General features: G+C 53.6%; 3 protein-coding genes and 2 pseudogenes. 2 read left to right on the plus strand and 3 right to left on the minus strand.

Annotation, left to right across the window (positions count from 1 at the left end):
• Positions 1–821: capsule assembly Wzi family protein (locus VZP09_RS12680; RefSeq protein WP_328795186.1), on the minus strand; the 821-nt coding region annotated here is incomplete at its 3' end.
• Between the two features lie 290 nt (positions 822–1111).
• Between VZP09_RS12680 and VZP09_RS12685 the strand changes: the two are divergent.
• Positions 1112–1233: pseudogene (locus tag VZP09_RS12685) on the plus strand (hypothetical protein).
• A 546-nt stretch (positions 1234–1779) separates the two neighbouring features.
• Here the strand turns inward: VZP09_RS12685 and VZP09_RS12690 are convergent.
• Positions 1780–2409 (minus strand): phosphatase PAP2 family protein, encoded by a 630-nt coding sequence (locus VZP09_RS12690; RefSeq protein ID WP_020324300.1) that lies wholly within the window; start codon positions 2407–2409, stop codon positions 1780–1782.
• Between the two features lie 360 nt (positions 2410–2769).
• A pseudogene (gene galF / locus VZP09_RS12695) lies at positions 2770–3698 on the minus strand (GalU regulator GalF).
• A 759-nt stretch (positions 3699–4457) separates the two neighbouring features.
• Between galF and VZP09_RS12700 the strand changes: the two are divergent.
• Positions 4458–6041: a TerC family protein gene (locus VZP09_RS12700; RefSeq protein WP_004151147.1), complete on the plus strand. Its 1584-nt coding sequence runs from the start codon at positions 4458–4460 to the stop codon at positions 6039–6041.
• The last annotated feature ends 194 nt before the right edge of the window (positions 6042–6235 follow it).

Raw genomic sequence — 6235 nt, forward strand, 5'->3', positions numbered from 1 at the left:
CCATCCCAGAAGTTGCTGAGTGATTCAGGACGCCCTTCCCCGCCCCACTGCATAATGCGCGATGCGCCTAGTTCAANNNACTNGAANGNAGAGAAGGTAAAGCGGCCACCAATAATTTTGGCATGCGGCACAGCGGTGTACTGATTCATCTGGCTGGCAGAGATCTGGTACTGCCATGGGCCGACCCAGCGCAACCACCAGGTCTCTGGCGCTGCCTGCTCTGCGCGCTGCATCAGGAAACCGGTCATCGGCCGCATGGCATCCCCGCGGATCAGGCTACCTTCATAGCCCGGTCCCCACCACTGCGGAACCTGACCAAAAGAGAGCCACTGGTTCCAGAACTTCACCGCACCGTATGCGCCGTTGGCGTTGAAGCGCGAGCCGTTGCTGATCCGCTCCCCTCCTTCGACGTTGCCCTGCAGGTGGACATCCCACCACTCACCGCTGTTATTGAACGCCAGGCCTAACGAATTATCCGCCGGCTGCGTCTGGCCAAACCCCTGCGGAGTGCCCGGCTGATCGGTTGAAGTGTAGCCGGTGACCCGGAAATCCGCTTTTAAGGCAGACAGTCGCTGGTTGATACGGGCCAGAACTACTTGCTCAGAAGAATAAGACGGCTTGGCCTTCTTTAGCGCCCGAGCAATCTCTTCCTGGCTCAGCGGCCAGGTCGACAGGCTCAGATGGATGACCCCGCGATCGGAAAGCCAGGCCAGGTCGTTACGTAAGTCGTTGTCATTTACCACTAACCCGGCCGCGTAAGCCTGGGCTCCCAGTGAGGAAAGCAAACCCAACGTCACGGCAATGCGCGCAATTTTTATCATTGTACGAGATCCATTTTCAGCCCCGCTGTCGTTTCTCAATGAGAATGAGGGGAATACCAAGATAGAAAGCGCTCGCGGCACCAGCTGACTTCGCTGTGCAACACCGGCGAGGCAAGTACATTTACCCTAAGCTGCTTGTTAGCCTTATAACATCCACTCAGCTCACAATGTAGGCGAATTTTACCCTACAGGCTATGGATGAGACAGGAAAGTTAATGTCCAGGCGATATCAGCAGTCGCTCCTGGCCAACTTCTGAGGATATCCGTAGAAAANTGTTAGATATCTATTGATGATGATCATCCTGACCGGGTCGATTTTNCAGCCGTTGAAGAGAACCTCTGTGCAACAGCAAGCGGCTTCAGCGACGCTACCGCCCCTGGCTTAACAGCTACCAGCGCACTGACTACCTGAACGACTTAATTTTTATCGACCTGTGGATGAATAATTGGTCAGGCCATTATTTTTGGCGGCGTTAAGTTTACGGGATTTCGGTCACAATTGGGAGTGTTGTTACCGAATATCTGCCAATTAATGCCGCCTGTCGTTCTACTGACAAAAAATAAGCGAGTCACCAATTAAGATTATTCACTGATTTCCAGGGTTAGAAATCTTCCCGGTACTGCTACATCATCACACATGCAGCTAACTGACTGTAATAAAACGTCTTTTTCCATAGCTCATCTTCATGCAAAAATCAGATGATGGCGTTATAGTCAACTACAATTTCTAATAGTTTCCTGTATCTGGATATTCATTGAATGTGCATCGGGTAACGTCTCAGCGCATTTAAGAAACGTCTTAGCACCGCTATATCCAGGCAAATATTCAATAACAATGTAGTAGCACTTCATTATTTCATAAATATGAATTATCAATTACCGGATATATAGTAGATTATTTTCTTATTTGTTTAATTAACCGGCGAAAACTTAATTTCCCCTGTAAAACAAATGGCGATTACCAGGCCTGCTTGTGCAGATCGGTACGCGTAAAGGGTTTATCCAGCGGCCCCACCGCGGTGGCGATTTGTCCCAGCAGGGACTGAGTCGGCGCTTTGCTACCGCTATGTAAAAGGATAAGTGGAACCATCACCAGGCATGCGACACCGCCCCATGAGATATTCACGCTTTCCGGATCAGAGGTACGTTTTTGCAACACCAGGAACAAAGCGCTGCCAGCAGCGCCCAGCAGCAGGCCGGCAATCACTTCCGAGACGGAATGCGCATGGATGACCAGCCGCGAATAGCCCACCACGGCGGCCAGAACATAGCCGGTAATAACGGCCGCTTTACGCAGACCGACGGAGAAACGGGCGCTGAGCAGCCACAGGAAGATAGGCCAGAAGGCCGCGGAGAGCGCGGAGTGGCCGCTGAAGCCGGTGTAATCCAGTTCACGAATACCCAGACCCCAGCCCATAAAGGCCAGTTTGGAGGCGCAGACGATAGCGCCGGTGATGCCGAACAGCAAACTCCACTGCCACGCCAGCAACCGCGACGTTTTACGCAGCATCAGGACAATAAACAGCGCCGCTGCGCTGGGCAACAAAACGGTGCTATCGCCAAAAAATGAGATGAGTTGCCAGTTCATATACCTGTGATCCTTCGATGATGTCCACTGCCGTGCTCAGGGATTATCCGTAATGTCTGTACCAGCTCGCATGCCAATTCATTTCACATTTTTATGCATGCAAGTGAGATGTTTAAAGCGGAAACATGATCGCAGTCAAGTTTTATTTTTGGCTGACGTTGACCGCTTTCCCTGCGCTTTAGGAATTGTCGCACTAAGTGACTATTCATAAAGCATTATTGCCGCTACTCCGACCATTGCACCACAGAGGCCAGAGACAAACTACCAGAAGTCTCCGAAGCCATACGTTTCTTTACAATCGTTATAACATTCGCGTTATGAATAATTTCTGCATAACGTTATGAGCGGCAGGACGAATGTTCACGCCCTGCCCCCCCGTACTACGCTAGCAATCAGGCCAGCATTTTTTTAATACTTTCGCGGAATTTGGTGCCTTCTTTCAGGTTACGCATCCCGTAGGTGACGAAGGCCTGCATGTAGCCCATTTTCTTCCCGCAGTCGTAGCTTTCGCCGGTCATCAGCATCGCGTCGACGGACTGCTTCTTCGCCAGTTCGGCAATGGCGTCGGTCAGCTGGATACGGCCCCATGCGCCCGGCTCGGTACGTTCCAGTTCGGCCCAGATATCCGCCGACAGCACATAGCGCCCCACCGCCATCAGATCGGAGTCCAGAGTCTGCGGCTCGTCCGGTTTTTCAATAAACTCGACGATACGCGCCACCTGGCCTTCAGCCACCATCGGCTCTTTGGTCTGGATGACGGAGTATTCGGAGAGATCGCCCGGCATGCGTTTCGCCAGCACCTGGCTGCGGCCGGTCTCGTTAAAGCGGGCGATCATAGCGGCGAGGTTATAGCGCAGCGGGTCAGCGGTGCCGCCGTCAAGGATGATATCCGGCAGGACCACCACAAACGGGTTGTCGCCGACTACCGGGCGGGCGCAGAGGATGGAGTGGCCCAGGCCCAGCGGCTGCGCCTGACGCACGTTCATGATGGTCACGCCCGGCGGGCAAATGGCCTGCACTTCCGCCAGCAGCTGGCGCTTCACGCGCTGTTCCAGCAGGGCTTCCAGCTCGTAGGAGGTGTCGAAGTGGTTTTCCACCGCGTTCTTCGAGGAGTGCGTCACCAGAACAATCTCTTTGATCCCGGCGGCGACGATTTCGTCAACGATGTACTGAATCATTGGCTTATCAACGATCGGCAGCATCTCCTTTGGAATTGCCTTTGTGGCCGGCAGCATATGCATGCCTAGTCCTGCGACCGGAATAACCGCTTTCAAATTCGCCATATTCATCTTCACCTGTTTGGTTGCAAAACACGCGGTTTTGCAAAATTGTACATGTCACAAATCCATTGGAACTGATAATACACGGATACTGCCCGGGCATCTGCCCGCCAAATTCTTAATTTCACTGTCACGTAAAAGAATACACACAACTCCCTTTTATCAACAGTCAGAAGTGAGAATAATCTTATTTTTGTTCAGGTTATTCAGCGGCTCGTTCCTTTGCGCCGCGCGATGTGGCTGAGAGGCCCGTCTATCGGGGTCTGTTGGCCGCCGGCCCCGCCGCGCCGCGCGTATGCCTGGAAAGAATAGATAGAGATAATAAATTTCGCCAGGCAATATATTTCAGCATAAACAGCCGGATATGACGACATATTAGCCTGAATCCGCGACGGTGAACTGCGATCCGCCCTATTCTGCACTCACTTCATAATATGAATTATGCCGGTTTTGTGAGCGGGCTTCGCGCTTCGCTTCTGCTCTGCGCATCCGCGCTCGCCGTGACGAACCGCGGGAGGAAAGCCTTTTGCCGCCCTCGCTGAAACGCAGCGGAAAAAGTTCTGATATCGGCAAGCTTATTCCATGGTCGCCGCCATGGTGTTATTTTTTCACTGTTCTTTTCCGGAACATAATTCTTATCGGTTCGCTTAATCCGCTGGAAATATATCCACCCACGGCAGGGCGATATCCGCGTCGTTATTGCATTTTAGACTCATCTTATCCATGATCGTGGTAACACATACCGCAGTCGTACAGGTTTTAATACATATGGAATGGATTGCCGATCCGTCAATCTGGGCAGGTCTCGTCACGCTGGTGGTTATCGAACTGGTGTTAGGTATCGATAACCTGGTCTTTATCGCTATCCTCGCCGAGAAACTCCCTCCCGCCCAGCGCGACCGCGCGCGGATCACTGGCCTGATGCTGGCGATGGTCATGCGTCTCCTGCTGCTGGCCTCTATCTCCTGGCTGGTCACCCTGACCAAACCGCTGATTGTTTTTCACGACTTCAGCTTTAGCGCCCGCGATTTAATTATGCTGTTTGGCGGCCTGTTTCTGCTGTTTAAAGCGACCGTCGAGCTTAATGAGCGGCTGGAGGGGAAAGACAGCGATAACCCCACCCAGCGCAAAGGGGCGAAATTCTGGGCCGTCGTGGCGCAGATCGTGGTGCTCGACGCCATCTTCTCACTCGACTCGGTGATCACCGCCGTCGGCATGGTTGATCACCTGGCGGTGATGATGGCCGCCGTGGTTATCGCCATCAGCCTGATGCTGATGGCCAGCAAGGCGCTGACGCGCTTCGTTAACAGCCACCCGACCATCGTGATCCTCTGTCTGAGCTTCCTGCTGATGATCGGCTTCAGCCTGATTGCTGAAGGCTTCAGCTTTATCATTCCGAAAGGCTATTTATATGCGGCCATTGGCTTCTCGGTCATGATTGAAGCGCTTAACCAGCTGGCGCAGTTTAACCGCCGTCGCTTCCTCTCCGCCAATATGACGCTGCGTCAGCGCACTACCGAAGCGGTGATGAATTTGCTGAGCGGGCAGAAAGAAAAAGCTGAACTGGATGCTGACACGGCGTCGCTGGTCGCCGATCAGGATCAACATCCACTGTTTAATCCGCAGGAACGACTGATGATTGAGCGGGTGCTGAACCTTAATCAGCGTAGCGTCAGCAGTATTATGACGTCGCGCCATGATATTGAGCGCATCAACCTCAGCGCGCCGGAGGAAGAGATCCGCAGCCTGGTGGAGAAAAATCAGCATACCCGTCTGGTGGTCACCGGCGGGAAAGATAATGAAGATCTGCTGGGGGTGGTGCATGTTATTGACCTTCTCCAGCAGTCCCTGCGCCAGGAGCCGCTGGATCTGCAGGCGCTGGTGCGTCAACCGCTGGTCTTCCCGGAGGGGTTACCGCTCCTCTCGGCGCTCGAGCAGTTCCGCCAGGCCCGCACCCATTTTGCCTTTGTGGTCGATGAGTTTGGCTCCGTCGAGGGGATTGTGACCCTCAGCGACGTGATGGAGACCATCGCCGGTAATCTGCCCAATGAGGTGGAGGAGATCGATGCCCGGCACGATATTCAGCATCATCAGGACGGTTCGTGGACGGTCAACGGCCATATGCCGCTGGAGGACCTGGTGCAGTACGTTCCGCTGCCGCTGGATGATAAACGTGAGTATCACACCGTTGCCGGTCTGTTGATGGAGTATTTGCAGCATGTGCCGCAGGTGGGGGAAACCATTGAGATTGACGGCTATACCCTGCGCACGCTGCAGGTCGACAGCCATCGGGTGCAGAAGGTGCAGATCGTCCCGCCGGTAAAGCAGGATGAGCTGGATTATGAGGTGTAATCGTCAGGCATAAAACGGCCCGGGGTACCCCGGGCCGTAAAATTGATAGCCAGGTATCCTGTTTAATGCCTGATGGCGCTTCGCTTATCAGGCCTACGGAATGGCGAACTAATCGGGGTATGGCACCCTCCGTATAATCCAGGCCGGGTCAGTCCTAGCTGCCACACTGCCTGATGGCGCTNCGCTTATCAGGC

It is taken from the genome of Klebsiella sp. EMBS2024, from assembly GCF_036233805.1.
In the GTDB taxonomy this organism is placed as follows: Bacteria; Pseudomonadota; Gammaproteobacteria; order Enterobacterales; family Enterobacteriaceae; genus Klebsiella; species Klebsiella pneumoniae.

Bases quoted from the DNA above. Each gene is read 5' to 3' on its own strand.
- VZP09_RS12690 (WP_020324300.1), bottom strand. From the start codon at position 2,409: ATGAACTGGCAACTCATCTCATTTTTTGGCGATAGCACCGTTTTGTTG.
- VZP09_RS12700 (WP_004151147.1), top strand. From the start codon at position 4,458: ATGGAATGGATTGCCGATCCGTCAATCTGGGCAGGTCTCGTCACGCTG.